This is a genomic window from Flavobacterium sp. FlaQc-52 (genome assembly GCF_044007495.1).
GTDB lineage: Bacteria > Bacteroidota > Bacteroidia > Flavobacteriales > Flavobacteriaceae > Flavobacterium > Flavobacterium cupriresistens.
Map to the genome: position 1 here is coordinate 73,405 of NZ_JBIPCV010000009.1, position 25,929 is coordinate 99,333.

General features: G+C 35.2%; 23 protein-coding genes. 5 read left to right on the forward strand and 18 right to left on the reverse strand.

Going from position 1 to position 25,929, the window contains the following annotated elements; all coding sequences use genetic code 11:
- The 10 genes from ACHRV5_RS15835 to ACHRV5_RS15880 form a co-directional block, all read right to left on the reverse strand.
- On the reverse strand, window positions 1-2,160 hold the full coding sequence (locus ACHRV5_RS15835) for a TonB-dependent receptor (protein ID WP_395427389.1): 2,160 nt from the start codon (window positions 2,158-2,160) through the stop codon (window positions 1-3).
- A gap of 94 nt (window positions 2,161-2,254) precedes the next feature.
- Window positions 2,255-2,599, reverse strand: a complete 345-nt coding sequence (locus tag ACHRV5_RS15840) for a hypothetical protein (protein WP_230002972.1) — start codon at window positions 2,597-2,599, stop codon at window positions 2,255-2,257.
- A 71-nt stretch (window positions 2,600-2,670) separates the two neighbouring features.
- On the reverse strand, window positions 2,671-3,630 hold the full coding sequence (locus tag ACHRV5_RS15845) for a transporter (protein WP_395427390.1): 960 nt from the start codon (window positions 3,628-3,630) through the stop codon (window positions 2,671-2,673).
- Between the two features lie 11 nt (window positions 3,631-3,641).
- On the reverse strand, window positions 3,642-4,688 hold the full coding sequence (locus ACHRV5_RS15850; RefSeq protein ID WP_395427391.1) for a cytochrome-c peroxidase: 1,047 nt from the start codon (window positions 4,686-4,688) through the stop codon (window positions 3,642-3,644).
- A 150-nt stretch (window positions 4,689-4,838) separates the two neighbouring features.
- Window positions 4,839-5,648: an MbnP family protein gene (locus ACHRV5_RS15855; protein WP_395427392.1), complete on the reverse strand. Its 810-nt coding sequence runs from the start codon at window positions 5,646-5,648 to the stop codon at window positions 4,839-4,841.
- 110 nt (window positions 5,649-5,758) lie between these two features.
- Window positions 5,759-6,103: a hypothetical protein gene (locus tag ACHRV5_RS15860; protein ID WP_230002968.1), complete on the reverse strand. Its 345-nt coding sequence runs from the start codon at window positions 6,101-6,103 to the stop codon at window positions 5,759-5,761.
- Between the two features lie 269 nt (window positions 6,104-6,372).
- On the reverse strand, window positions 6,373-9,714 hold the full coding sequence (gene secA, locus ACHRV5_RS15865; protein WP_230002967.1) for a preprotein translocase subunit SecA: 3,342 nt from the start codon (window positions 9,712-9,714) through the stop codon (window positions 6,373-6,375).
- An 87-nt stretch (window positions 9,715-9,801) separates the two neighbouring features.
- Window positions 9,802-10,023: a DUF2795 domain-containing protein gene (locus tag ACHRV5_RS15870; RefSeq protein ID WP_007138072.1), complete on the reverse strand. Its 222-nt coding sequence runs from the start codon at window positions 10,021-10,023 to the stop codon at window positions 9,802-9,804.
- 206 nt (window positions 10,024-10,229) lie between these two features.
- The gene (locus tag ACHRV5_RS15875) at window positions 10,230-10,799 is read right to left on the reverse strand and encodes a cob(I)yrinic acid a,c-diamide adenosyltransferase (RefSeq protein ID WP_047778481.1); all 570 of its coding nucleotides are present in this window, start codon (window positions 10,797-10,799) and stop codon (window positions 10,230-10,232) included.
- A 106-nt stretch (window positions 10,800-10,905) separates the two neighbouring features.
- A complete protein-coding gene (locus ACHRV5_RS15880) occupies window positions 10,906-11,592 on the reverse strand; it encodes an ABC transporter ATP-binding protein (protein ID WP_395427393.1) in 687 nt (228 codons plus the stop codon).
- Window positions 11,593-11,901: 309 nt separating this feature from the next.
- Here ACHRV5_RS15880 and ACHRV5_RS15885 point away from each other — a divergent pair, with 309 nt between their 5' ends.
- Window positions 11,902-12,558: a DUF6565 domain-containing protein gene (locus ACHRV5_RS15885; RefSeq protein WP_047778479.1), complete on the forward strand. Its 657-nt coding sequence runs from the start codon at window positions 11,902-11,904 to the stop codon at window positions 12,556-12,558.
- A gap of 82 nt (window positions 12,559-12,640) precedes the next feature.
- Here ACHRV5_RS15885 and ACHRV5_RS15890 read toward each other — a convergent pair whose 3' ends face one another.
- Window positions 12,641-13,042, reverse strand: coding sequence for an XRE family transcriptional regulator (locus ACHRV5_RS15890; protein ID WP_395427394.1), 402 nt, complete (start codon window positions 13,040-13,042; stop codon window positions 12,641-12,643).
- A 193-nt stretch (window positions 13,043-13,235) separates the two neighbouring features.
- A complete protein-coding gene (locus ACHRV5_RS15895; protein ID WP_395427395.1) occupies window positions 13,236-14,015 on the reverse strand; it encodes an O-methyltransferase in 780 nt (259 codons plus the stop codon).
- Between the two features lie 207 nt (window positions 14,016-14,222).
- Between ACHRV5_RS15895 and ACHRV5_RS15900 the strand changes: the two genes are divergently transcribed.
- A complete protein-coding gene (locus ACHRV5_RS15900; protein WP_395427484.1) occupies window positions 14,223-15,773 on the forward strand; it encodes an SDR family NAD(P)-dependent oxidoreductase in 1,551 nt (516 codons plus the stop codon).
- Window positions 15,774-16,335: 562 nt separating this feature from the next.
- Here the strand turns inward: ACHRV5_RS15900 and ACHRV5_RS15905 are convergent.
- The 4 genes from ACHRV5_RS15905 to ACHRV5_RS15920 all read right to left on the reverse strand — a co-directional run bounded on the left by ACHRV5_RS15905 (window position 16,336) and on the right by ACHRV5_RS15920 (window position 20,569).
- Entirely contained in the window at window positions 16,336-17,265 is a 930-nt protein-coding gene (locus tag ACHRV5_RS15905) for a DUF898 family protein (RefSeq protein WP_395427396.1), read from the reverse strand.
- A gap of 286 nt (window positions 17,266-17,551) precedes the next feature.
- Window positions 17,552-19,414, reverse strand: coding sequence for an ABC-F family ATP-binding cassette domain-containing protein (locus ACHRV5_RS15910; protein WP_047778474.1), 1,863 nt, complete (start codon window positions 19,412-19,414; stop codon window positions 17,552-17,554).
- 424 nt (window positions 19,415-19,838) lie between these two features.
- On the reverse strand, window positions 19,839-19,994 hold the full coding sequence (locus ACHRV5_RS15915; RefSeq protein ID WP_165579390.1) for a hypothetical protein: 156 nt from the start codon (window positions 19,992-19,994) through the stop codon (window positions 19,839-19,841).
- A complete protein-coding gene (locus ACHRV5_RS15920; RefSeq protein ID WP_395427397.1) occupies window positions 19,991-20,569 on the reverse strand; it encodes a zeta toxin family protein in 579 nt (192 codons plus the stop codon). The genes ACHRV5_RS15915 and ACHRV5_RS15920 overlap by 4 nt, the downstream gene beginning before the upstream one ends.
- 209 nt (window positions 20,570-20,778) lie before the next feature.
- Here ACHRV5_RS15920 and ACHRV5_RS15925 point away from each other — a divergent pair, with 209 nt between their 5' ends.
- Together ACHRV5_RS15925 and ACHRV5_RS15930 are read left to right on the forward strand one after the other, a co-directional pair.
- Window positions 20,779-21,213, forward strand: coding sequence for a DUF6326 family protein (locus ACHRV5_RS15925; protein WP_395427398.1), 435 nt, complete (start codon window positions 20,779-20,781; stop codon window positions 21,211-21,213).
- A 43-nt stretch (window positions 21,214-21,256) separates the two neighbouring features.
- Window positions 21,257-21,988, forward strand: coding sequence for a DUF4386 domain-containing protein (locus tag ACHRV5_RS15930; RefSeq protein WP_395427399.1), 732 nt, complete (start codon window positions 21,257-21,259; stop codon window positions 21,986-21,988).
- Between the two features lie 208 nt (window positions 21,989-22,196).
- Here the strand turns inward: ACHRV5_RS15930 and ACHRV5_RS15935 are convergent, their stop codons facing one another.
- On the reverse strand, window positions 22,197-23,162 hold the full coding sequence (locus tag ACHRV5_RS15935; RefSeq protein ID WP_395427400.1) for a T9SS C-terminal target domain-containing protein: 966 nt from the start codon (window positions 23,160-23,162) through the stop codon (window positions 22,197-22,199).
- Window positions 23,163-23,757: 595 nt separating this feature from the next.
- Here ACHRV5_RS15935 and ACHRV5_RS15940 point away from each other — a divergent pair.
- Window positions 23,758-25,176, forward strand: coding sequence for an undecaprenyl-phosphate glucose phosphotransferase (locus ACHRV5_RS15940; protein ID WP_395427401.1), 1,419 nt, complete (start codon window positions 23,758-23,760; stop codon window positions 25,174-25,176).
- Here ACHRV5_RS15940 and ACHRV5_RS15945 read toward each other — a convergent pair whose 3' ends face one another.
- The gene (locus ACHRV5_RS15945; protein WP_395427402.1) at window positions 25,177-25,914 is read right to left on the reverse strand and encodes a tyrosine-protein phosphatase; all 738 of its coding nucleotides are present in this window, start codon (window positions 25,912-25,914) and stop codon (window positions 25,177-25,179) included.
- Between the last annotated feature and the right edge of the window lie 15 nt (window positions 25,915-25,929).

Sequence of the window (25,929 nt, forward strand, 5' to 3'; positions counted from 1 at the left end):
TTATTTTTTTAAGGAAAAATTATACTGAATTCCAAATACAAAAGTTCTCGGTGCTGCCGCTGTATAAGTGGGTTGAGCATTTGCTATATTGGCTCTGGAGACATTGTAGGCATATAATTTATCCGTAAGATTCATTACGTTTCCATAGATTTCAATTTTTCTCCATTGATAACCAATTCGGGCATTAAACAAGTTATACCCGCTGTACTTGAAGGTATTAATCTGATCCTGGTAATAACTGCCAACAAGCTGCCATTCAATTGAAGTTCTCAAATTGGGAAGCCAATTGGGGTAATAACTAACTTCAGAATTTCCGGACCATCTCGGAGCTGCGGGCATTTCTTTACCGTTTAAATTCTGAACAGGATCTGACGGTTTGTCCGAAAGTTTAAAATCAATGTAAGTATGTTGTGCGTAAGTTCCGCCAAGACGAATATTGAATTGTTTGGAAGGTTTATAAGTAGCACCAAATTCAATTCCTTTGTGGCGGGTTTCTCCGGCCGAACGATAATCAGTGGTATTATCTGCAAGTTTTACATTTAGTAATTCATTCTTGCCTTCCATATAATAGAATGCATAATCCAAGTTTAGTTTATTTTCTAAGAGAGAAAACCATCCGCCTATTTCGACATTATTGAAAGTAGCCGGTTCCAGATTGTAATAAAACTCGGCAGGAACAGCTGTTGTCCCTCCTGTACCGGGTTTAGTTCTGAAAATGGAGGTAATTCCGGGAGGCGCAAAACCTTGTGAGTAGTTTGCATATATCCCCGCAAATGTAAACGGATTGTAATTGGCTCCGGCTTTATACGTTATTTTATCATAAACCTTACTCCCGGAGGAAAGATCGAGGGCGTTGTTATACTTCACTTTCATATTGTCATAACGACCACCAACGGTAAAGATTAAGTTGTTTACCGGATTAATACTTACCTGAGCATATCCGGCGGTGTTGATAATATCGGCAGTATAATCCGCGAGTTTTGAGTCTGGATGTTCGGCAATGATTTCATAAGAATCTACGGTTTGTTTTCCTGCTTCTCCCGGATTTAGATTGGCTTTCAAATCAAGGACATAAGACCGATAGGTTACTGGCGAATAATCGTATAAGGCACCTGCAACAATTTTAGTATTCAGTAAATCGAACTTTTGGGTGTGCTGCCCAATTGCCCCGTAACTTTTGAAATTATTAGAATTTACTTCGCCTTTGGCTGTGGTAGGATTAACAGTAGGACTCCATCTGATTCCGTAGGATGGATTTTGTCCTAATTTATTATCACGATAATAGGCTGTAAGATAACTGCTTGAATTGTTATTCCAGTCGTGTTCTAATGTTAGTCGTGTTCGTAAGGCTTCCGATTTTCTGTACGTGAAATTAGAAGTGCTTTTGTAGGTTCTGTTGTTAAAAGCATCTTCGTTGACCGTACCGCTCATATCCGAATAGTATTTTCCATACATCGTGTTACTGATCAATCGGGTAGAAGGGGAGATATTGTAATCGATTCTGGCATTGAGATTGTCTTTGTTGTAATCAGAATACGCCATCCAGCCATTTTCTTGTAAACTTGAAATTCCGGCAATATGAAAACCGACTTTTCCAACAGTTGCACCACCGGCAGCCTGAAATCTCCTGTAGCCATAAGTATCTGCCTGAACTCCAAACTTAAATTCGGGGTTAACAGGTGGTTTTAGCGAAATTAAATTGATGGTTCCACCCACAGCCTCGGGTCCGTACAGTGAAGAAACGGGGCCTTTTACGACTTCAATATTTTGAATGTTAAATTGATTAATTTCTAATAACGCATTGTGGTTGAAGATTCCCATGGGGCGAATCGGTAAACCATCTTCCAAATACAAATAATAGGCATTGGTTGTCATAGGTTGACGAATCGACATCATGTGTTGTTCGTTTCCTATATTGGCCATCAATACACCCGGTGTTTTGTTGATGATTTCATAAACCGCAGTTGCCTTGGTTTCATTGATGGTTTTGGCCGTTATTTTACTAATGGCAACAGGGGTTTCTTTGCGTAAAGTGGCAGTTCGATTGGCCGTTACAAAAACATTTTCCAGTTCCTGAGATTTGGTGGTGTCTTTCTCTATTTTGTTTTGTGCAAAAACACATTGTCCTATGATCAGTAGGATAAAGTATATTTTTTTCATTTTAAATGCTATAAATTTTTAAGGAGTAACCGATATTCTTTGGCTTTATGCCAAGAAAGATTTTTTCAATTTTCATTGAAAAAAGGACTAAAATTTATAGAAGACAGGAGGGAGGATGAAATACAGTCTTTGAAATCGAAACCGGTTTCTCATTGAGAGAGGCGTAAAGTTTTGCTTCAGTTTCGATTGGCAGGAGGAGTTCAAAAGGAGTAATGCCAAGATTTTGAATGTAAACGATTTCTGTTTTTTCTTTCAGATTGTTTTGCATTCTTTTTTCGTTATCCTCATACTTTTTTAAACTCTTTTGAAGTTCACATCGACCATTACAATCATTAAAAAGCATTTTTCGTTGTACACAGATGGTTTTTGAGATTTCTTCCTGATTTAATTTGAAGGTAGTATATACAAAGAAACTGCCAAAAGAGGGGACTAATAGCATACAAGAAAGCAATATAATAAGAAAGCGTTTCAAGATAAATTTCGTTGTTTAATGAATTTGTTTTTTAATGTTTAAAGGGTGTAATTCAAATTAATACCCCATCTGTAATTGGCTTCCATTTTTCCGCTGGATAAATTTTGGTTGATAGGCAACATGGCGTTTATACCCAAAGAAAATTTGTCTCTTCCGACTTCAATTCCGAATTTTCCAAACAGTATATCACCTGCCGTATCGGGTAAATCTAAACCATGTTGTTTGTTGGTCTGATAAACTTCTCCGGCCAAACCTAATTGCGGAACCAATTGTAAAGCCTCCAGATTAAATAAATAAAATAGCGTACTGGCATAGTTAAACTGATCTCCGTACTGATAGTTTTTACTGTTCTCCGTTTTGAAAACATAATTTAGCATGGTGTTCAATCCTAAATTGTTTTTCTTAATCACATATTCCGAAACCAATAAATAATCCCAGCTTCCGGTTCCTAATTGAAAGCTCTGATTGATACTTCCTAAATTATTGGCTTCGGCAAATTTTCCGGTTGGCATTTTTACTCCTGCGCCCAGATTTATTTTATGGGTAAAAAGGGTGCTGTCTTTTTTGGTTTCATAAACAGAATACAATCCCATTACGGTGATATCCCCCAAACCTGCAATACTTTCGGTACCTGATGTTAATTCACGTTCGTGAAAATGATACGGAACCAATGCCGAAATCTGGATTTTTTGCGTAATCGGAATCCTTGCCCAGGCCTGAACAGTATTAAAATTCTCGTCGATCCACGGAGAATTGTTGAAAATCCCGTCGCGGCTGGTATAACTTTGTTTGAAGTAACGAACTCCGACAAAGTTATTATTTAGCATAGAACTAAATCCCATGCTTCCGCCACTTGCCGAGCACCCGCAGGCGTCACAATCAAAATTTTCCAGCATGGCCAAACGCTGAAAGGTAAAACTTGACAGAGAGTCTTTTTCTGTAAAACTATAGGCCGAAAGCCCAACTAAAAGCACTATTGTTAAGAGTATTCTTTTCATTCTTTTTTATTTTAAAATTCCGAAAATCGCTTATCGGTTAAATATTGTATATCAGTGAGCGTTTTTAAAAACGCAATAATTTGTTTTTTTTCATTTTCGGAAAGGGGAATTCCTAGATTTCCATTTTGTTTCAAAATAGGGTCTAAAGTTTCAGAGTCCACTACTCCTGAGGCATAATGATTAAGTACTGCTTGCAGCGTTCCAAATCGTCCGTCGTGCATATAGGGAGCCGAAACTTCTATATTACGGAGACTTTGTACTTTGAATTTATAATAATCAGATACTAATTCAGTGACTCTGTAACGTCCGACATCTTTTACTTTAGGATTTACTGCCAGGCCATTATTGCGAAAGGAATGGTCCGTCATTAAATCTGTTGCATGACAGGAGGCACATTTTGATTGGAATAAATCATAACCCGCTTTTTCATCAGCAGTAAAAGTGCCACCAATTTCATTTCGTCTGTATTTATCAAATTTAGAATTAGATGAAACCATCATGACCATAAACTGCGAGAGAGCTTTGAGCATATTCTCTGTGCTGATTGTGCCGTCGTCAAAAGCCTGACCAAATAATTTTCGGTATTCTTTATCTGCTTTCATCATGGCCAGAATAGCGTTCAGATCGCCATTCATTTCAATGATACTTGTCAACGGAATAATGGGTTGTAAGTCCAGATTAGTGGCAGCGCCGTCATACATATAAGCAGACTGGAAGGCCATATTCTGAATTGGTGTTGCGTTACGAGTACCCTGCTCATTATTTACGCCATGACTGACTGTGTGACCGTGGTGTGTGAAAGCATTAGCCTGTATGTGGCAAAAACCACAGGAGACCAAGCCATCAGAGGCCAGGCGCCCGTCGTAGAATAATTTTTTTCCTAACTCGAAACCTTTTTCTGTAGGCTTATTTAAAGCTATATTATAGGTCATATCCGGAAAATTGGATGGAACAGTAAACGCTAAAGGAAGATTTACATATTCTTGATCTTCTTCATTATCGGAGCAACCTAAAAATAGTGGAATAAACAGCCAGAGAACAAATTTTATTTTCTGCATGGTATGATGCTTTTTGAAAACAGTATTTTACATTTTCAGTCCATCAGTGTCCTTTTTATTTTTTAAGTTTAGAACAAACTCGAAAAATAAAAAGGCAAAGGATGTATTAGCATTCTGAAAAATAATAAGTACTATATTTTCGGAATTGGACTAATTGTTATGTACGTGATCTATTCTGAACATTTTTGAGATGTTAGTAGTGATTTTAGGTAAGGCTTCACCTCCCATAATCATAGCACCCATTCCGCCTTTGTTGTAATCAGATAGTTTAATGGTGTTTTCTCCGTCCAGAATTTTAGATAAATCTGTTACGATGTGAATAGCCGGTGTGATAGTAGTTCGCACTAAGGCTTTGGTAGGTAAGTCCAGCGTTACTTCTGTATAATTATATGCTGTACCAATTTGCCCTGTATGCACCATAAAAGGGACTGCAGTTTTAACGGTAGAGGAGGTAAAAGTTCCTTCGAAGGCTATAAATTTATAACCTGCAGACCAGCTCCAAATCAGATCCTTGGCTTGTGCCTTGGCTAAAAAATCACCTTGTCCCGATGCTCCCAAAAGCCATTGTTCTTTGTCTACTCCAATGCCAAATTTAACTTTGGTATAATCTCCGGCAGGAACATCAGTAAGATTAAATTGGTATCCTGCGGTAGCATCCCCTTCATCGGCAATAAAGTAGCTCTGTGCTTTTGGATAGGTAAAAGTAGTTCCGTCTGCTTTTGTCAGAACAATATTGCTGACAATATAACGAACGAGATTGATTTTTAAAACCTCGTTGTTTTTGGTAGTATTGGGTTGGGTTTCTAAAATTAAGTCATTGTCTCCAAAAGAATTGTCAAATTTCAAACCTAATTTTCCCGTTCCTGTTGTGTTTTTTTCGTTGTTATCATCGCTAGAACAGGCTGTAATAAAAATACTAAGTGCCAGAAGCACTATAGTCTTGTATACTATTTTTTTCATTTTTATGAATTTTATATAATTTAAATTTAGAATAGGCGTAAGCACTATTTCATTGTTTTTAAAAACAATGAGAAATCATTTCAATAGCAATTGAAATAAATTTTTAAAAATTATATAAAATAGGAGGGAGGGCGGAAAGTAGTTTTTGAAACCGAAATTGGTTTCCCGTCAAAAGAAGCAAAAAGATTTGTTTTTGATTCGATTGGGGCTACTAATTTGAAAGTATTTAGAAGGGTATTCTGAATGTAAACGATTTCTGCTTTTTCTTTCAGATTGTCCTGCATTTTCTTTTCGTTATCGGCATATTTCTTCAAACTTTTCTGAAGTTCGCATCGACCATTACAATTGTTGAAAAGCATTTTACGCTGTACACAAATGGTTTTTGAAATTTCGTCCTGATTTAATTTGAAGGAGGTATAAACAAAGAAACTGCCAAAAGAGGGAACTAATAGCATGCAGGAAAGCAATATGATGAAAATGCGTTTCAAAGAGTGTTTCGTTGTTTTCAGGAGCAAAAATACAGTTTATTCGTTTTAGATTGACTATTTATTGTTGTTTTTTAATTTTTTTTAAACCTAACAGGTTTTGAAAACCTGTTAGGTTTTATTCGAAGTCCTTAAGGTCAAAAAAAAAATCTCCAATTGCCACAAAGCTATTGGAGATTTTATATTTCGCAAACCTAACAGGTTTCTAAAACCTGTTAGGTTTAATTCATAACATAGTATTATTTAACAATAACCCATTCGCCATTTGCGATTAAAGTTTCTGCTTTTTTAAATTTCATTGTTTCCGTTTTTCCGGTAGCCACTTCCTGAACAGTTACAGTATCGTTACGATTGATTTTTGGCATATCTCTCACGATAGTTTCTGTAATCTGACGTTCTTGCGTTTGTCCCGCTTCACGGTTGATGTCTTCGCTGTTTACAATTTCATCTTTGCTCAATTTGAAATTTTCTTTCTGACGAACTTCTCTTGCTTCTTGAATTTCAGGAACGTTTTGAGCCGGTAAATCACCTTTGAATAAGAATGAAATAACTTCTTTGTTAACGTTGTCTAACATTCCTCTAAACAATTTGAAAGCTTCTAATTTGTAGATAAGCAATGGATCTTTTTGTTCGTGAACGGCTAATTGAACAGATTGTTTCAATTCGTCCATTTTACGTAAATGTTTTTTCCAAGCTTCATCAACAATAGAAAGCGTGATGTTTTTCTCGAAATCAGCAATTAACTGAGCTCCTTCGGTATCGTATGCTTTTTTAAGGTCTGTAACCACATTCAACGTTTTGATTCCATCAGTAAACGGAACTACAATACGCTCAAAATGATTGTTAGGCTCTTCATAAACTCCTTTAATGATTGGGAAAGCTTCTCTGGCACTTCTTTCTGTTTTTTCAGTGTAGAATGCTAAAGTTTCTTTGTATACTTTTCCGGTGATTTCGATATCAGTTAACTTTGTAAAATCAGCTTCAGAAATTGGAGAAGTGATAGAGAAATAACGGATCAAATCAAATTCGAAAGTTTTGAAATCGTTCATTGCTTTATTATGACTTACCACTACTTCACAAGTATCGTAAAGCATGTTGGCAATATCCAGTTTCAAACGCTCACCAAATAAGGCGTGACGACGACGTTTGTAAACTACTTCACGTTGCGAGTTCATTACGTCATCATATTCTAATAAACGTTTACGAACACCAAAATTGTTTTCTTCTACTTTTTTCTGAGCACGCTCGATCGATTTAGTCATCATAGAATGCTGAATAACTTCACCTTCCTGTAATCCCATTCTGTCCATTACTTTCGCTACTCTTTCAGAACCAAATAAACGCATTAGGTTGTCTTCAAGAGAAACATAAAACTGTGAACTTCCCGGATCTCCCTGACGTCCTGCACGACCACGTAACTGTCTGTCTACACGACGCGAATCATGACGCTCTGTACCAACAATTGCTAAACCTCCCGCAGCTTTTACTTCCGGAGATAATTTAATATCGGTACCACGACCAGCCATGTTGGTTGCAATAGTTACAACTCCGGCTTTACCTGCTTCTTCTACAATTTGTGCTTCTTGCTTGTGCATTTTTGCATTCAAAACGTTATGGGTAACGCCTCTCATTTTTAGCATTCGGCTTAATAATTCTGAAATTTCTACAGAAGTTGTTCCAATTAAAACTGGTCTTCCTGCATTTGATAATTCCGTTACATCTTCAATTACAGCGTTGAATTTCTCACGTGTCGTTTTGTAGATATAATCTTCTTTGTCTTGTCTTGAGATTGGACGGTTTGTTGGAATTTCAACAACATCCAATTTATAAATCTGCCATAACTCGCCAGCTTCTGTAACCGCTGTACCTGTCATACCACCCAATTTGCTGTACATACGGAAATAGTTCTGTAAAGTAACAGTTGCAAAAGTTTGTGTAGCAGCTTCGATTTTTACATTTTCTTTCGCTTCGATCGCTTGGTGTAAACCGTCAGAATAACGACGACCATCCATGATACGACCTGTTTGCTCATCTACAATCATGATTTTGTTTTCCATGATCACATATTCTACATCTTTTTCGAATAAAGCATATGCTTTTAAAAGTTGCGTCAAAGTATGAATACGCTCACTTTTTACTCCGAAATCCTGGAACAATCTTTCTCTGGCTTCCGCTTCAGAATCTTTGTCTAGTTTTTGTTTTTCGATAGCAGCAATCTCCGTTCCGATATCCGGAAGTACGAAAAAGTCCGGATCAGTATCTCCTGAAAGGTATTGAATACCATTATCAGTCAATTCAACCTGATTGTTTTTTTCTTCAATTACAAAATACAAAGCTTCATCGACTTTGTGCATTTCGCGATTGTTATCCTGCATGTATTGATTTTCGGTTTTTTGAAGCAATTGTTTGATTCCTTCTTCACTCAAAAATTTAATTAATGCTTTATTTTTAGGTAAACTTCTGTACGCTCTTAACAATAAGAATCCACCTTCTTTAGTGTTTCCTTCTTTGATTAATTTTTTAGCCTCAGATAAAAATCCGTTTGCCAGTTGACGTTGTTGTGCAACTAAGTTTTCGATTTTTGGTTTCAATTCATTAAATTCATGACGATCTCCTTGTGGAACCGGTCCTGAAATAATAAGTGGCGTTCTTGCATCATCAATTAATACAGAATCGACCTCATCGACAATGGCATAATTGTGTTTTCTTTGAACTAAATCACTTGGCGAATGTGCCATGTTATCTCTTAAGTAGTCAAAACCAAATTCGTTATTGGTTCCGTAAGTGATATCAGCATCGTATGCTTTTTTTCTTTGTTCTGTACTTGGTTGGTGATTATCGATACAATCAACGGTTAAACCGTGGAATTCGAATAAAGGTGCTTTCCAAGTACTATCACGTTTTGCTAAGTAATCATTCACGGTTACTAAGTGAACTCCGTTTCCAGTCAAAGCATTCAGGTATAATGGAAGTGTAGCCACTAATGTTTTACCTTCACCCGTTTGCATTTCGGCAACTTTACCTTCATGCAAAACCATTCCACCAATTAACTGCACATCATAATGAATCATGTCCCAGGTAATTTCCTTACCTGCAGCATTCCATTTATTAGCCCAAACCGCTTTATCGCCATTAATTTCGATGTAAGGTTTAGCAGCAGAAAATTCACGGTCTTTTGGAGTAGCCGTAACTTCGATGTGTGTGTTGTCTTTAAAACGACGAGCCGTTTCTTTTACAACAGAAAATGCCTCAGGTAAAATCTCTAATAAAGTTTTCTCTGAGATTTCGTATGCTTCTTTTTCAAGCGTATCAATAGCATCATAAAGATCTTCTCTTTTGTCGATGTCTTCGATGTTTTCAACTTCAGCTTTAAGCGCTGCAATTTTAGCATCTTTGTCTGCTCTTGCTTCTTTAATTGTTTCTTTAAAATACACGGTTCTCGCTCTTAGTTCGTCGTGAGACAAACCCATTAAGCTGGTTTCGAATGTTTTAATTTTGTTTAAATAAGGTTGTAAAGCTTTGACATCTTTCTGTGACTTGTCACCTACAAAGACTTTAATAATACTGTTTATGAAACTCATGATTTAGTGTATTTCTATTATATGTAAATGTGTATTTGAACCAAAAAAAAAGCCTCGGTGATGAGACTTTTTCCTTTGGTTTATTTTTTAATATTCATCCTCATTCCAAAGATAATCTTCGTCTGTTGGATAATCAGGCCAAATTTCTTCCATTGATTCATATATCTCTCCTTCATCTTCGATAGACTGAAGGTTTTCTACTACTTCTAACGGAGCACCAGCTCTAATAGCGTAGTCAATAAGTTCGTCTTTGTTAGCAGGCCATGGCGCATCACTTAAATAAGATGCTAATTCTAATGTCCAATACATCTGTTATCTGTTTAGTTTGTGCAAAAATAAATTTTTTACTGAAAAAGACAAGTAAATTTTGATTTATTTTAAGAAAATTTAAGAACGTCTTGTTTTAAAATTCCAAAAATTAAATTCCAAATTCCAAAAAGGAATCAGAAACCCTATGTTTTCCGGTATCTCCGGTTTGGAATTTGGAATTTAAAAAATTGGAATTTACAGAAAATTTATTTTCTGGGGATCCATTTTACTTCATCCGCTTTTAAGTCTGAGGACAACTTCCGTGCCAAGACAAAAAGGTAGTCAGAAAGTCGGTTTAAGTACTGAATTGCAATTTCGGGAACGTGTTCATTATGGCTTAAATGGACTGCCAAACGCTCTGCACGACGGCATATACAGCGTGCTATATGACAATGTGACACAGTTGGATGGCCACCCGGTAAAACAAAATGAGTCATTTGCGGAAGGCTATCTTCCATTTGATCAATCTCTTTTTCTAATAATTCGATATCCGTATCGATAATTCCAAGATTTTTTAATCGAAGTTCTCCGTTTTTCAAAACTTCTTTTTCCGCCGGAGTTGCCAAAATGGCGCCTACTGTAAATAAACGATCCTGAATTTCGATTAAAATCGTTTTATAATGAGCATCCATTTCCTGATCCCGAATAAGTCCTATATAAGAATTCAGTTCATCAACAGTTCCGTAACTGTCAATCCGGATGTGGTCTTTAGGGACACGATCACCGCCAAAAAGGGCAGTAGTGCCTTTATCTCCTGTTTTTGTATATACTTTCATTTTTTTTGAGTTGCTAAGTTTCTGAGTTGCTAAGTTTTTCGATGTAGATCTAAAGTTTAAAACTTGAAACTTGAAACATAAAACGTTTAAATTCAGAAATCTAAAATTACTTACTTGTGTCACTTTCAATTATACCATCGCGCAAGCGAATCACGCGATGTGCGTAGGCGGCAATGTCTTCTTCGTGGGTTACCAGAATGACAGTGTTTCCTTGTTCATGAATATCGCCAAAAAGCTTCATGATCTCTACAGAAGTTTTGCTGTCCAGGTTTCCTGTTGGTTCATCGGCGAGAATAATAGAAGGTTTATTGACCAAAGCACGGGCAATAGCCACGCGCTGGCGTTGTCCTCCCGAAAGCTGATTGGGTTGGTGGTCCATCCTGTCGCCAAGATTTACTTGTTTCAGCACTTGTGTAGCGCGTACAACGCGTTCCGATTTAGAATGACCCGCATAAATCATGGGCAACGCTACATTGTCTAAAGCGGTAGTTCTCGGTAATAAATTAAAGGTTTGAAAAACAAAACCAATTTCTTTATTTCTGATCTCTGCCAATTCATCGTCACGCATTTGGCTAACATCTTTACCATTTAATATATAACCTCCCGAAGTTGGTGTATCCAAGCAACCCAATAAATTCATTAAAGTCGATTTTCCCGAACCCGATGGTCCCATCAAAGCGACGTACTCTCCTTTTTTTATTTCTAAGTCAATACCTTTTAAAACATAAACGATTTCATTACCCAGAATAAAGTCTCGTCTTATGTCGGTTATTTTAATTAATGGATTTGCCATTTCGGTTTACAATTTTGGATTTAAAAGTACAAAACGCTTTTCAATAATTAATGAGTAGGCATTATTTGATTTTTGTTACAAAAAAGGATAAAGGCAAGGACGTATTCAGATCATGATGCTATTATCTATAAAGTATACTTCAATTGTTTGAAAAAGGGTTACATTATTTTAGGTGATATTTACATAATTATCATATTTAATTATTTTTACTGAATTATAATTATTTAAAATGCTAAAATTATGATAAATATTTATAATTATTCATTTTTATAGGTATATTTGATATCTATTAATTAAACAATCAAGATTATGAAAAATATACAAATTATATCAGGAATTGCATTGCTTGTTTTAAGTTTTGCATCATGTAAGGATGAAAAACAAGTAAATGCTCAGAAGAAAATCGACTCCTATGTTGCCTATGTCGATTCAGTGAAAAAGGTTGCAGCTGCCGATTTGAAAGAAAATTGGAAAGCAGTTGATGCCGAATACGACAAAAGAGCTCAAGATGCTCAGGTAGCGTTAGCGGACATTAAAGACAATTCGGCCGCGACCGAAAAAATAAATACAAGTAAAATAAAATACGAAGAGTTTAAAAATGAAATGACAGTCCTTTTTACTCCAAAGCCCAGTCCAAAACAACAATTGCGAAATGCCTTGTTTGGCGAAGGAAAAATTGGTGATGATATGAGTTTTGCCTGGGTAAATGCTAAGAATATTCACAGTGTGTACCAACAATTTGTTCATACAGTAGAAAATAACAAGGACAGTTACTCCCGTGAAGACTGGGATGAAATTAAATTGATGTACGAGGCATTGGACAGTCGTAAAAACACGGTTGAAAAAGAAGGACTTACCGGTGAAGATAATAGAAAAATTGCCGGTTTAAAGTTGAAGTTTGCTCCAATGTATACCTTAAATAGAATGGGAGCTAAGTCAGAAGAAACCGCAGAAGCTAAAAAATAAAAAAATTGTAAATATTAAACGAGAAATGACAGTCAGAAATGGTTGTCATTTTTTATGCTCAATTGCGAGATGATCCTGAAATTTATTTGATGATTAATTTTTCAAGCTTTGCCAACATTTCATCTTTTTCTTTTAACATACGCTCAAATAAAGCAATTTTTTCTTCATGAAGTTTTTTTACCTCTTCAATAGGGTTGAAGTTGATTGTAGGATTCTTCCCGACGCAGGCATTGTCTCCAAAAGTATTTGCAATAACATTTATTGCCTGTTCTTCATTAAAATTTTGAAAAGCTTCAACAGGAATTTTCAAAGAATTAGAGATTTGTCTAAGCAGATTATCTTCAATTACGTCTTTTTGTTCCAGTATAGAAATTTTCTTTTGGTTCCAGTCTTCTCCCAAATCATAAGCCAATGCTTCCTGTTTAATGCCAAGCATTTCTCTGAAGCGTTTTACGTTTCTTCCTTGATGAATTTTCTGTTCCATAATGAGTATCGTTTTTCTAAAGGTTCAAAGATAAAGCTATCTGCACTAAAAAAAAATCATAAAACATTTTTTTGTAAGATATTGTATCCGAATTTAGAATATGGGAGCAAAATACGAATAAAATAAAGAAGCAAAAAAAATAAAAATTTTGAATTACTGTAAAGAATGACAATCAGAAATGGTTGTCATTTTTTTATGCGCGAATGATAAAATGTTCTTTTTCCTGTTCGCGTCTAAAAAAGACAATTCCCCATTGAAACGTGTCGATGGTCACTTTTACTTTTGGATGATTTTTAAGAATTTCCCAGGTTTCTTCCATTTCTGGAGACCAATGAATGTCATCAAAAATCCAAACCGTATCGTTGGTAATGGTTGGTAATAAAAGATCGAAATAAGCTAAAGTGGCCTTTTTAGAATGATTTCCGTCGAAGTAGATCAAGTCGAAGTTTAAAGTTTCCTGTTTCAAGTTGCTCAAATAGAACTGAAATTCTGAAACGATACTTTCGACATTATTACAGTCGAAATCTTGTAATTGATTTTTTGCAATTGCCATTGTATTTGGGCAGCCTTCCAGTGTAATTGCTTTCGCTTTCGGATTCCCTAAAGCCAGAGCAGACGTGGCTAAACCTAATGAAGTTCCAATCTCTAAAATCGTATTGGGTTGAAAATAGCGTACCACACGAAATAATAATTCGGCGCGTTTTGGAGAAATTCCGGCAGTCTTGGCAATTTTAGCAATCTGTCGGGTATTCGATTTAAAAACTTTTGAGCCCGCACCAAAATCAGTTACTTCAATAAAGTTTTTGTTTTGCAAAAGTGATTTTCGGTATTTTTTTAGAATCGAATATTCGGGTTTTGGTTTTCTGTCGTAAAAACATTTCGTCAATAAATGAAATACAAACGGAGAATGAACAGCATGTTCATTTTTGGAATTCCAAAGAAATTGGAGATATGATTTTATTTGAAATAGCATAGAAACAGTTGCAAAGTAGCGGCGAAGATACTAAAGAATTGTGAAATGTGAATTGTAAAACATGAAACATGAAACACCAAACATGAAACATGAAATGTGAGAATCGTAATATGAAAAGTCATTAAGCCTGACTAGACCTTTCTGCTTTTCACATTTAAGGCGCTAAAAAGACTATATTTGCGGCCTTGAAAAAATACACATTTTATGATGTTGAAGGAAGAAATAGAGGATAAGAGTATACTAACTTCGGAGGATATTGAACGTTGCATCGCTGTTTTGGCGCAATTGAATGCAGAAACGAATCAGATCTTTGAGATTCCTAAAGAGCAAAGAATAGCTTTGCTTAAGGAAGCCGGGATGTTTTCCAGACCGGATCGTGGGGAATTTTCCAGACGAGTGAAAGAGGGTAAGGAAGCTGCCAAACGCAAAAAAGAAAAGAAAGATAAAACGGCTCGTAAAGAAACCGGAATTCGTTATGCACGTGAAGCACGTGTGTTTGTAGCCCCCAAATTATTGGCTTTTAATGATCTTGCTCATAAGGAACAATTAGAATTAGAGACACCGAGAAACTGTTATGTTTGTAAAACTAGTTTTACCAAAATGCATCATTTTTATGATACGATGTGTACAGATTGTGGTGATTTTAATTATGCCAAACGTTTTCAAACGGCCGATGTAAAAGGGCAGGTTGCCGTTATTACAGGTTCCCGACTAAAAATTGGTTATCATATCACGCTGATGCTTTTACGAGGTGGAGCGACTGTTATTGCAACAACTCGTTTTCCTGTGGATTCTGCATTGCGTTTTTCTAAAGAAGATGATTTCATGGAATGGGGTCATCGCTTGAAAATTCACGGATTAGATTTAAGACACATTCCAAGTGTGGAGATTTTCTGCAATTTTATAGAGCAAAAATACGAACGATTGGACATATTAATCAATAATGCGGCGCAAACGGTAAGACGTCCTGCGGGATTCTATACCCATCTAATGGAAAATGAAGAACGCCAGATAAGTTCTTTACCAAAACAAGCGCAAGAATTATTACTGGATCATACCAATTGTCTGGACGAATTAAAAGTGCTGACTTCTGGAGCTTCTTCCAATCAAAATATGCCGGTCACCTGGCACGGACCGGAACCGGGTATTGGATTACGTGCTTCGGCCAAATTATCTCAAATCCCGTATTCTTTTGATAATGCTTTGGTCGCTAATGAAGTTTTCCCGGAAGGAGAATTAGATGCCGATTTACAGCAGGTAGATTTAAGAAAAACAAATAGTTGGCGTTTGCGTTTGGGCCAAATAGAAACGACAGAAATGATTGAAGTTCAATTGGTAAATTCGGTGGCGCCTTTTGTATTGTGTAATCGTCTTTCGGAGGTAATGAAGAAAGACAATACCGGAAAAAAACATATTATTAATGTTTCGGCTATGGAAGGGAAATTCCATCGCTTTTTTAAAGAAGACCGTCATCCGCATACCAATATGGCGAAAGCGGCTTTAAATATGCTGACACATACTTCATCTGGAACATTGGCTAAACATGGTATTTTTATGAATGCGGTAGACACCGGTTGGGTAACCGACGAAGATCCTGCAGAATTAGCCAAAAAGAAACAAGAATTGGAAGATTTTCAACCACCACTGGATATTGTTGATGGAGCCGCAAGGGTTATGGATCCGTTGTTTGATGGTATTAATACAGGAAAACACTGGTGTGGGAAGTTTTTGAAAGATTATAACCCGATTCCGTGGTAGGGCTTCGACTTCGCTCAGCCTGACGGTTTCAGTCTTCGGTTTCAGTCTCAGTTTTACTTAGTGTTACCTTGAGTCGAAGGCTGGTTAGTTAGAAAGGGCTTCGACTTCGCTCAGCCTGACAGTTTGAGTTTTCGGCCTCGGTTTCAGTTGTACTTAGTGTCACCCTGAGCGAAGTCGAAGGCTGGTTAGTTAGAAAGGGCTTCGGCTTCGCTCAGCCTGACAGTTTGAGTCTTCGGTTTTAGTCTCAGTTGTACTTAGTGTCACCCTGAGCGTAGTCGAAGGCTGGTTAATTAGAAAGGGCTTCGACTTCGCTCAGCCTGACAATTTAAGTTTTTGGTCTCATTCTCAGACTTAGTTTTTGATTAAAATGTGCTATTAACGTTCATTTCAATTAATCGAAAAATTAAGAACATAAAAAAGTCCGTAACAAAACTAGTTTCGTTACGGATTTTTTATAGTTAAAGAACTTCGGCAATACAATTGAAAACTGCGACTGAGACTGAAAGCTCAAACCAACGCTCTTCTTTCCGGTCTTTCTGTAATCTGTAAAAATAGACTAAGATTATTCTAAATAAGTTTTACTAGTAAGCCTCTTTAAGATATTGCACAAATGCCAAGGATAATAGATTCCTAAGGTCACGATAGTTAGCAGTATTTGACCCCATATAAAAAGGAAGTCTTTTCTATCATCATTATCAAATCCAAAATTTCTTTTTACTTCACCATTTGCTGCAACGGTTCTTTCTGCGAAATATTTATATAATTTTAGAATAGCCATTGGCATATAGATACCAAAAGTGATAATCGTCAAGAAAATTTGAATAGCAAATTGAAGACAGGAGTCCCAAAATTTTGTTTCCCAGGAGATATTGTAGTTTTTATAGTCAATATCTAAAGCCCATTTGTAAAAACAATACATGTAGGGAATCAATATTATCCAAGTAATTACTTGTTGGATATACGATATAAAAAGAGGTATTTGTTGACCTGAATAACTTAAGACAAATTTTACCATTATGATAGACAGGACAATCATAGGTAAGAATAAGGTAAGTAAGAAGATTTTAAATAATTTGCCGCCAGTTCCTTTAAATTTAAACGGAGCCGAATCGTATGAGGAATTATCAATAAAAAAACTATGCATATCACGCATAAACCAAGGCATGTATATACCCAAAGTTATCATACTCAAAAGGTAGCCTAATAGTATTTTTGCAATAAATCCGCCAAATGATCCTTCAAAAACTATATTTTTTCCCTTAAAGACAAAATGCCCTATGATTAGTTTTACAATATAAAAAGTTAACGCAAATGCCGTCAAAAATAATACTAGAAAAAGGGGAAAAATGTAAGGGTTAGGCATTTTTCCTTGTTGTATGTTTTTCAAAGTAAAAATTAAACAAACATAGGGAGTGATAAAAAGAGCATAAAAAAGTAGCCAAACAGGCAACAGTTTCTTCCCTGTTAAGGTGAAGTCAAAATAGTTCTTCATTATTTTAATTGTTAATTGGTTTTGTTTTTCTATCGTAAGTAGCTGGAACTGCGTGGTGATAGAAAATTAGATTAAATAAAAATTTATGGTGGCGAATATATAAGAAACAATGCTACAAATTATAGAATAAAAGCTTTTTTTGAGATTTTATTCTTGCTAATAAAGGACTGGTTTCAGGGTAAAAAATAACCCCGTATTTTTAGATGTTAAAATCTAGAAATACGGGGTATGATATGGAGAATTTAGGTTTTTTAATTTCCCTTTTTTGTGTTTGGGATATTAGTGTTTATCCTTCAATTTTAGCTGAAAGCTCGAACCAGCGTTCTTCTTTCTGGTCGATTTTCTTGATAATGTTTTCAAGCTCTTTTGCTTTCTTTTCGATATCAGCATCGGCAACTTTACCATCGGAGAATAATTGTTCGATTTTAGTTTTGTCGATCTCTAAATCTTTAATTTCTCTTTCCAGCTTTTGATATTCTTTTTGCTCGTTGAAAGTTAAATTTCCGGTTGGATTATTTTGTTTCCAATCTTTCTTTTCGGCTTTGTTTTCTTCTTTTTGGGCCACATCGGCACTGTCTTCGTAAGCTCTGAAGTCAGAATAGTTTCCAGGGAAATTTTCGATTTCTCCGTTTCCTCTGAAAACAAATAAATGATCGACAATTTTATCCATGAAATATCTATCGTGCGATACTACCAGCAAACAACCCGGATAATCCAAAAGGAAACTTTCTAAAACGTTTAGGGTTACAATATCTAAATCGTTGGTAGGCTCATCCAGAATTAAAAAGTTTGGATTCTGAATCAAAACGGTACATAAATACAAACGTTTTAATTCACCACCACTTAATTTTTCTACAAAGTCATACTGTTTTTTAGCATCAAAAAGAAAACGCTCCAACAATTGAGAGGCCGAGATCATTCTGCCTTTTGCAAGTGGAATAAATTCACCGTATTCTTTTATAATGTCAATGACACGCTGATTGGGTTTCGGATTGATTCCGGTTTGTGTATAATAACCCACTTTTATAGTATCACCTTTTACCACACGACCACTGTCTAACGGTAGTGTTCCGGTAAGTAGATTTAAGAAAGTAGATTTTCCGGTTCCGTTTTTACCAATGATTCCGATACGCGCTCCACGTTGAAAGTCAAAACTAAAATTATCCAGTATAACATGGTCTTTAAACTTTTTAGAAATTTTATGAAGCTCGATAATCTTGCTTCCCATACGTTCCATGTTAATTTCGAGTTCCACTTTGTTCTCCTGACGACGGCTTTGTGCTTTTTCTTTGATTAAGTAAAAATCATCCTGACGCGATTTTGATTTTGTCGTTCTCGCTTTGGGCTGACGACGCATCCATTCCAATTCTTTTACAAATAAGTTTTTGGCTTTGTCAACACTCGCATTTTCAGAAGTAATTCGCTCTTCTTTTTTCTCTAAATAGTACGAGTAATTTCCTTTGTATTGGTATAATTTTCCGTTGTCCAATTCGATGATTTCGTTACAAACACGCTCTAAGAAGAAACGGTCGTGCGTTACCATAAACAACGTAATGTTTTCTTTCGCAAAATAACTCTCCAACCATTCGATCATTTCCAAATCCAAGTGGTTGGTAGGCTCATCCAAAATCAATAAATCAGGACGATTGATCAAAATAATGGCCAATGAAAGACGTTTTTTCTGTCCACCCGAAAGATTTTTTACTTTTAGTTTAAAATCTTCCAGTTTTAATTTGAATAAAATTTGCTTGTATTGCGTCTCGAAATCCCACGCATTGTGCTGATCCATTCCGTCGAAAGCTTTTTGATAGGCTTCTTCATCATTTGGATTTTCTAATGCTTTTTCGTAGGCTTCAATTACCTTAAGGGTTTCGTTGTCCGAAGCAAAAATACTTTCTTCGATTGTCAATTCTTCCTGAAGATTATTGTCTTGTGAAAGAAACGCCATTCGGATCCCTTTTCTTAAAACAACCTGACCCGTGTCCGGTTCGTCCAGACCATTAATAATGCTCATAATGGTTGTTTTTCCCGAACCATTTTTGGCAATAAAAGCAATTTTTTGGTCTTTATTGATTCCAAATGAGATGTTGTCAAATAAGGTTCTTTCGCCAAATGATTTGGATATATTCTCGACTGATAAGTAATTCATGAAAATTGGTAACTGAAAGTCAGTTTTTTATTGTTTAAAAATAGGTAACTAATTTAGTCTCTAACTTTTGAGTGCCCTAAAAAAGATGGCGCAAAGATAGCTTTTTGAAGCAAACAAAAAAAGAGAGCTTTGCAACTATCTTTTTGCTTTGAGATTTTGATGATTTGATGGCCTTAAATCTTTTTATGAATTGCCGCTTAGGGGTGATTTTTTAAGGTTGTTTCTTGCAATTCAGTGCGTTTTTTCTTTTCAGGATTATTTTGAATATTTTGTAACGCTGCTTTTTTAGTAATCAAAGAGTTGAGCGAAAGTCTGAAATTGATAGTGCTCTGCTGTTATTGGAGAACGATAATTTAGATATTAGGTCGTATTTGAAAGGGTTAGGAAGAGGGCTCCGATTGAAGATTCTTTGTTTTTGAAAGTTTTATAACGTAGAAGGTTTTATTCGTATAATTTTGCCATTTTCCATAACCACCAAATCACTATTCGCTTTCTTTTTAAACTCAATTAAATTTTCATAAACTTTATCCATTCCCTCTAAAACTTTCTCCTGGGTCGGTGTTGTTTTGTGCTCTTTCATATTTGATTGTTTTTAAGTTTATTGAATTTTATTTTATTGATAATATCAATAGTAGTATCTAATGTTTTTTTTGCAATTAATTCAGCTTTCGCACTTGTATTGTCAAAAATCATAGCCTCATTAACAATGGGTAAGTATATATCAAATAAATTTGTTATACCATTAATGTATCTACGTTTAATTATATCGGTTTCAATGTTGTGCCCGCCCTCCTGAACTCTTGTTTTTACTCTCTCAATGGCCAGATCAACATCCTGAAGCCAAAAAAAAAGTAATACGACATTATAACCCTTTTCCTGTGCTAAAGCTATTTTTGATCTGTAACTTTTAGTTGCCAAAGTTGTTTCAAAAGCAAAAGTTATATTATTTTCTAAGAGATCTTTTATTCTGTTTAGCATTATTCTGCCTGCTTCAAATGCAACTTTTTCAGGTTGAAAAGGGGATAATCCTTTTGCAATTTCATCTGCATTAACAAACTCTTTACAATCTAATATTTTTGGAAGAATAGTAAATGAGGCGGTCGTTTTACCCGCACCATTGCAACCTGCAATTATATAAAGATTTCTATTCATCATAACAAAGGTAAATAATTTACACACGGTTAGTATAAATTATTTGTACTAACGTTATACGACTAAACGGGATCGAAATGGTAATTTTTTGAAGTAAACCCCAAAAAGTAATTTTTGCAGAAAGTAAATGTTCAAATAAATAATTCGGAGTAAAACAAACTGTAACAAATTCAAAAAAGTTTAGACCTATTAAAAAACATAAATCCTTAAAAATGAGTGAAAATAAAATAAAATCAGGAAATTTGGAGGACTTCAAAATCAATATAAAAATCAAACTCTCGGCGATGTGGGCGTCGGTGATGTTTTGTTATATTTATGGAGATTATTTTTCGCTTTACGTACCCAATAAAGTAGAGGAATTTATCGATGGAGAAGCAATGTTGGATACTCCTTTTAAATTATTTGCAGCAACACTATTAATGACAGTGCCTGCGCTAATGATTTTTTTGTCAGTGGTACTAAAGCCTAAAATAAATAGAGGGCTGAATATTGTTTTTGGAATTTTGTACACTGCAATTATGCTTTTAATAGCCGTTACTTCAATTGCGCCATGGTGGACTTTTTATGTGTTTCTGGCAGTCGTAGAAAGTTTTATTACGGCACTAATTGTTTGGAATGCCTATAAATGGCCCAGAATAAACCGCTAGAAAAAGAGCCTAAAAGAATGACTAACTAAATAACCACCAAAAAATGAAGAATCAAAGAAAGATGTCCAATAAAAAGAAGGCCAGAATAGCAGGATTATTGTACTTAGTTGTAGTCTTAACCGGTATTTTCAGTTTGGCTTATGTTCCATCGCAATTAATTGTTTGGGACAATGCTTTAGTCACGTTTAATAACATAAAGGGGGCTGAATTCCTTTTCCGTTTAGGGATAGTGAGCAGCTTAATTTGTTATACTTTCTTTTTGTTTTTACCTCTTGCTTTATATCGACTGTTAAAGTCAGTTCAGGCTACGTATGCAAAACTGATGGTTGTTTTGGCAGTAGTCAGTGTGCCGATATCTTTTATAAACATACAGCATAAATATGCGGTTCTATCTATTGTAAACGGTTATAATAATGTCAAAGTTTACACCGGCACGCAGCTGCAGGATCAGGTTTTGTTTCATCTGAACCAGTATGATAATGGCAATTTGATTGTTCAGATATTTTGGGGATTATGGCTGTTTCCTTTTGGGTATTTGGTTTTTAAATCAGGAATTATTCCTAAGTTTTTGGGTGTTCTTTTAATCTTGGGTTGCTTTAGTTATCTGATTAACTTTTTAGGGTTTTCTTTATGGTCTAATTATTCAGATTTAGGGATTTCATCTTTTGTACAACTACCGGCAACTCTCGGAGAAATAGGAACCTGTTTGTGGCTATTAATAATGGGAGCAAAGGAAAAACAATCCGTAACGCCATTAGAAGCTTTAAATAATTAAATGCATAACTATTATTAAACCCTTTGGGTACAATTAATTTTAACACTTAGAGCCATAGTTAACAAAGATTAGAAAAGACGTTTTACTTTAAATAAAACACATAGGGCTATGTGAAGAAATTGCGATTTTCTTGAAATACCTCAAATTGATAATTCTAAATCTATGTGTTAAATAGCATTTAGCTGAATTACAGTTAACGGGTTTGTTATTATTTATTCAGATAAGAATTTAATACAGTACTCAAATCAAAATAATGCATTTGCTGTGGTACATTCAGAATTGGTTTGCGAGTCAAAGATTCGTTAGTTAAATAATAATGTAAACCATCTTTCGTAGCGATTCCTTCTATCTGATGAAAAGGGAGTTTAAGCGCTATTTTTCTTTTATTTCCGCTAGAGAAATGATGGTCTTTAAAATCGTATAAAAGGTATAAAAAGGTTTTTCCGGTTTTAGAATAACCACAAAGGGCGACCAGTTTTTTGGACTCTAAATAAGTGGCGCCCGTTACTAAACCTTTTGTATCAATACTTTCTTTGTATTGGGCAATATGATTTCCGGGTTGGTTTGACAATGCATAAATGTGGGTTTTAGAGGAGCCCCATTGTTTAGAAAATAAATAAATACTGTCTTTAGATACTATAAACGCTTCACAGTCAAAATTGGTTGTATTCCCTTTCTGTGGTTTGAAATCTCTTTGATCGGAATACGAAAAGGAAATAGTGTCTATAGTGGGGTTTCCTTCTCTGAAGCCTCTTTTTTCGATTTTCAAAATATGGAGATCGTTTCGGTTTCCGTGCAAATTATTTCCAAAATCACCCAGATATAAATGGGTGCTGTCTTGCGAAATTTCTTCCCAGTCTTGATTAACTACAGGTTTAAGAACAACTTTTTTTCTGATTTTTCCTAAAGTATCTAATCCATAGAGGGTCGTATCGTGATCGTCATTGTGTGTCCATAATAAGTTGTCGAATGCAATTAGTCCTGAGGTTTCTTTTATAGAATCACTTAATCTAATGGAGTATTCTGGTTTTATTTTTAAATTTTGATACAAACAACTTCCGTCATTTAATGTGGCAGACGGATTGTAATTTTTAGAAAGAGGATCTGTACAACCTGAAACTTGACCATATGTTGATGATAGGATTAAGAAAAATAAGGAAAATGTTTTTATCATTGCGCAAACTTTAGGATCAGGTCAGCTAAAAGTAAAAAATAAAAGAACAGTATAAAAATAATTTAAAGGACTGGTCTTGGATCAGGAAGTAAGATAAGAAGCAGTTTTTTTGGACACCTATTTAAAATCAATGTTTTAAGAAGCGGAAAGTAGCTCGCTTTTTTTGACTGATTACGGACAGCAGTTCAATGATTATTAATTAAAACTATGCGGATATTAACGCATTGTGATTTTAGATGTTTAATTTTATAATTTCTGGCTAGATTTGTAGTATAAGTTTTAAAGTATGCTTTTAGAGAGAGTAGCTGATTGTTAAATTTTAAAATGACGGTTGCTTTAGAATAGAAGACAGTTGATATAAAGAAGAACAGAAACAATATTCAATGCCGTTGAAAACCTTTTTGCAAGAACCAAGCTATGTGATAGCTCTTGCTCGAGTAGTTTTTTTAAGTCGTTGTAATACGCTTTCTATTCACATTACAATTAAACAGATTAATATAACGAACATCTTGAATTATATAATTAAAATGGTACTTTGCGCTAGTAAAATTTTATTAAGTTTAGATTCAAAACGATTAAGCTTGATCCCTCAAATATGACAATTTCACAAAAGATCTCCAATTACCGTATTTCCCGTTATTTCAAACTTTTGTTTGTCTTTTTTGATATCTTATTATTAAATGCGGCAATCAATCTTTCAGCCTTGGCGCGATTTGGAAATTTAGAGGAGCTTTCTTCAAAAGAAGAGAGGGCTATTGTTTTGCTGATGAATTTAATCTGGATCGGTTTGTTGCTTTATAGAGACTCTTATCGAATGGTGCGAATTGAACGCATAGAATCGATACTAAGAAGGACAATAAACAAAATCCTCATTCATGCTGCAATAGTTTCCATTTTTGTTGTCTTCCTGAAATACGAAGATGTTTCAAGACTTCGGCTGTTGTTCTTTTATTTATTTTTCTTTTTTATCATAATGATCTTCCGTTATATACTGATGAAAATTTTAAAGAAAATCAGAGCCAATGGTTATAACTTTCAAAAAGTGATTATTGTTGGTGCCAATGATACCGGAGAAAGAATGCGTAAAATATTAGCCAAGGATTTAACTTATGGGTATCGATTTTTAGGTTTTTTTGATGATAGAACGGCCGTTTCGTCTACTATTTCAGGCCCTTTTTTAGGAGAGTTTGATAGTATTCAGGATTTTATTGTCAAAGAAAAAGTGGATGAAATGTATGTAGCACTTCACATCGATAAAGTGGAAATAATTAATAAACTCATCAAAATTTGCGAGCAGAATATGATTCGGATCAAGTTTATTCCCGATTTTCAATTGTACACAAAATCAAGTAAAGTTGAGGTGGTCTTCTATGAAAACACACCTGTTCTCATGTTTCGTCCTGAACCTTTAGAATTTGCTTCAAACAGACTTGTTAAAAAAGTATTTGATATTTGTTTCTCGCTAGCCGTTATTGTATTGATTTTTCCATGGCTTTTGCCAATCGTAGCGCTGATTATAAAAATAGAATCACCCGGACCGATTTTTTTTAAGCAAGAGCGTTCAGGAAGAGACAATCAAACTTTTATGTGTTTTAAGTTCAGAAGTATGTATGTCAATGATTTGGCACACGATAAACAAGCAGGAAAGGGAGATAGCAGGATTACAAGGTTTGGTGCTTTTATTCGGAAAACAAGTGTTGATGAATTGCCACAGTTTTTTAATGTTTTTTTAGGCGATATGTCCGTTGTTGGTCCAAGACCGCACATGGTAAATCTGGCGAAAGAATACAGTGAACTGATCAATAATTACTTAGTAAGACAATACGCAAAACCCGGAATTACAGGTTGGGCACAAGTTAATGGGTATCGTGGCGAAACAAAAGAACTTATCGATATGGAAAACAGAGTCGAGTATGACATTTGGTATATCGAAAACTGGAGTTTATTATTGGATATGAAAATTATCGTCAGAACGATTATTAATGTTTTTAATGGAGAAGAGAACGCTTATTAATTAGAACCTAAAAAATTGATTGTTCGAGATAACTTCCTTTAGAGCAGTAATGTCTCGCACTTTTACCTTTTTGTAAAATTCCTTAATATGGGTATGGTGATGCACATCAGATCCCACAAAATTATACATTCCTCTTTTTAACAACTCTTCTGTGATTTGGGTAATTTCACTACCATAATAGCCAACAGCAGCCAGTAAATTTAGTTGAAACAAACAACCGGTTTTCTTTAGTTTTTCGTATTCTTTGAAGTTTTTATGATAATACAGATATCTTTCCGGATGTGCTAAAATGGGCGTATAACCTGCGACCCGTAAGTCAAAAAGTATTTTATGCAATTGTATAGGTGGACTGATATAGGATATCTCTATCAGCACATAATTGTCTTTTAAGGTCAGTAGTTTTTCAGATTTAAAATGATGCTCAAACCAATCATCAACGAAATACTCCGCTGCAGCCTGAAATGGAATTTTAATGCTGTTTTCTTCTAAGGCAAGTGCTGCTTGTTTTTGATTTGCAGTAATAGATTGAAAAGAATTATCCCAAATATGATGTTTGATATGTGGCGTTGTAATAAATTGAGAAATTCCAACTTCCTGAAACCCTTTGGTAAGTTCGATCGTTTCGGTTATAGTTTTGGCGCCATCATCGATTCCCGGTAGTAAATGGGAATGAATATCGACGTAGTTTTCCGAAAGAAGATCCTTTAGAAACGGTTTTGATTTTAAAAATGATAACATGCGGCAAAAGTAAAA